This is a genomic window from Diaphorobacter sp., from assembly GCF_050251835.1.
In the GTDB taxonomy this organism is placed as follows: domain Bacteria; phylum Pseudomonadota; class Gammaproteobacteria; order Burkholderiales; family Burkholderiaceae_C; genus JBFXIE01.
Genome location: NZ_JBFWLZ010000006.1, coordinates 116,483 through 119,156, shown reverse-complemented (window position 1 = coordinate 119,156; position 2,674 = coordinate 116,483). Strand labels below are relative to the sequence as shown.

General features: G+C 70.0%; 2 protein-coding genes. Both read left to right on the top strand.

All coding sequences use genetic code 11. The annotated features are described in order from the left end of the window. Positions 1-199: 199 nt before the first annotated feature. The gene (locus AB7E35_RS04055) at positions 200-865 is read left to right on the top strand and encodes a trimeric intracellular cation channel family protein (RefSeq protein WP_428163218.1); all 666 of its coding nucleotides are present in this window, start codon (positions 200-202) and stop codon (positions 863-865) included. Between the two features lie 15 nt (positions 866-880). Continuing rightward, on the top strand, positions 881-2,674 hold a 1,794-nt coding region (locus AB7E35_RS04050; RefSeq protein WP_428167123.1), incomplete at its 3' end, for an FAD-dependent oxidoreductase.

Sequence of the window (2,674 nt, the reverse complement as noted above, 5' to 3'; positions counted from 1 at the left end):
AAAACCACTTCTTCGGCAGCGGCGCAGACGCTGCGGCGGGCTACGTCCCGCCCAGCGCGTGATGGCGCAGGCCTGACACAAACGCTGCACTTCTCACGCCTTCGCCTCCGCTGCACACCAGTGGCGGGGGCGTCGCTGTTGTTGACCGCCCGCCGTTTTTGGCCGGCAGCCCCGGTTCGGATCTTTCAGGAGATGTTTCATGTTGCCGTCGGTGTCCTTGCTGGACTCGTTCCAGTGGTCCCAGTTCACCACCATGCTGGTGATCTACCTCGTCGCCATCACTGCCGAAGCAATGTCCGGGGCGCTGGCCGCGGGTCGGCGCAATATGGACATCTTCGGCGTGGCCGTGATTGCCTCGGTCACGGCACTGGGGGGCGGCACCATCCGCGACATGGTGCTGGGCCACTACCCCATCAGCTGGACGCAGCACCCCGAATACATCTTCCTCGTGATTGGCGCCGGCCTGCTGACCACGCTGGTCGCCCGCCACATGCATAGGCTCAAGCGGGTGTTCCTGCTGCTGGACGCCATGGGCCTGATCGCTTTCTCACTCATCGGCTGCAACGTGGCTCTGGAGCTGGGCTACCCGCCCGTGGTGGTGGTGATTTCCGGCATGCTCACCGGCATCAGCGGCGGCATCCTGCGCGACGTGCTTTGCAACCAGGTGCCCATCGTATTCCGGCGTGAGCTGTATGCCAGCGTGTCGCTGGCGGTCTGCCTGCTGTTCCAGGTCATGCACACACTGCAGGTGGAGTACAACGTCAGCACGCTGGTGTGCTTTGCTGCTGGCCTGGCCCTGCGGTTGCTGGCCATCCGCTTCGAATGGAGCCTGCCCGTGTTCTCGTACCAGCAGCGCTGGGAATGACGATCAAGCCTGGTCATGCCCGAACCCACTGACCGGCCTTGCGGCGGTCTGCCCCAGGCCCACCCGGTGTTCCTGGAGGGTTGCGGCTTGCCAGACATGTGGATTGGCCAGGCCCAGTGGCGCATTTTGCAGACCGGTTTTGGGCTTGGGCTTGGCTTCCTGATTACCTGGGCCGCCTGGCGGGCTGACCCGCGCCGTCCGCAGTGCCTGCATTTCGTCGCATGCATGCCCCAGGCCGTAGGCGCCGAGGAGCTGCTGCAGGCCACTGCGCCAACCCTTGAACTGCAACCCCTGGTGCAGCAATTGCACGCGCAATGGTGGGGCTTGCTGCCGGGCGTGCACCGTCTGTCGTTCGAGGCCGGCCGCGTGCAGCTCACGCTCTGCATCGGTGACCTGCAAGCCATGCTGCGCCAACAGCAGCCGGTGGCCGACTCGGTCTATCTGGACGACTGCAATGTGCGCAGTCAGGCGGGAATGTGGGACATCCACACCTTGAAGGCCGTGGCGCGCTGCTGCCGCCGCGGCACCCGCCTGGCCGCGCCAGGCGTGGCGCACGGCCTGCGCGACGCCTTGGCGCAATGCGGCTTCGAGATGCAGGCAGTGGCGGACGCGCCATCCACGAGCGCCCCTTTGCTGCAGGCCACGTTCGACCCGCGCTGGCAGCCGCGCACCGGGCAGCCCCCTTTGCCCGACGTGACCGCGCCGGCCCCCGCACGGTGCCTGGTGGTGGGCGCCGGCCTGGCGGGCGCTGCCGTGGCGTCCAGCCTGGCGCGGCGTGGCTGGCAGGTGCGCGTGCTGGACTGTGCCGCGGCACCGGCGGCGGGCGCGTCCGGGCTGCCAGCAGGTGTTTTCGCCAGCCATGTGTCGCCAGACGACAGCGTACTGTCGCGCCTGTCGCGTGCGGGCGTGCGCACCACGCTGCAAACACTGGCCCAGATGCCACAGGGCAGCCACGGCCGCGACTGGAGCGACTGCGGCGCGCTGGAGCACCGGGTGGACGGCACGCCCGGCCTGGCCTGGCAAGACGGCCCTGGTCTGGACTGGAGCCGGCCCGCCACCGCGCAGCAACTGGCGGCCAACGGCCTGCCCGCCAGCGCCGTGGCCTGCTGGCATGCGCGCGGCGGCTGGGTGCGCCCGCCGCAGCTGATCCGGCATCTGCTGGCCCAGCCCGGCGTTGAATGGCAAGGCGAGGCCCCGGTGGCGCAAATGCGCCGCACGGCGGGCGCGCAGTCCGTCTGGCAGGCGCTGGATGCGCAAGGCGCCGTGCTGGCGCAGGCAGAGCTGGCCGTCATCTGCGCGGGGCCGCACAGCATGGCGCTGGCGGGCCTGCCCTGGCCCCTGCAAGCACTGCGCGGCCAGATTGCGTGGGGGCTGCATGCACGGGCCCCCGCCCAGTCGGGGGCACCTCTGCCCTGGCCGCCGCAGCCAATCAATGGGCATGGCAACCTGGTGCCCCATGTGCCGCTGCAAGGCGGCGCGGGCTGGGTGCTGGGATCCACTTTCGAGCGCGACCAGACCACGCTGCCGCCCAGCGCGTCAGACCAGGCAGCGGGCCTGGCCGCCAACCACGCCAAGCTGCAGACTCTGCTGCCCCCGCTGGCACAGGCCCTGGCCCCGGCCTTCAACGCGGCACTGCACGGCGGGGACGCGCTGGCCAGCGGCGCCGTGCGCACCTGGGCCGCAGTGCGCTGCGCAGCGCCCGACCGCCTGCCTATCGTGGGGCCGGTGGATGCATTGAACCAGCCGGGGCTGTGGCTGTGCACCGCCATGGGCGCGCGCGGGCTCACGCTGTCCCTGCTGTGCGGCGAG

Coding starts and splice junctions, on each gene's coding strand:
- AB7E35_RS04055 (WP_428163218.1), top strand. CDS start 200: ATGTTGCCGTCGGTGTCCTTGCTGGACTCGTTCCAGTGGTCCCAGTTC.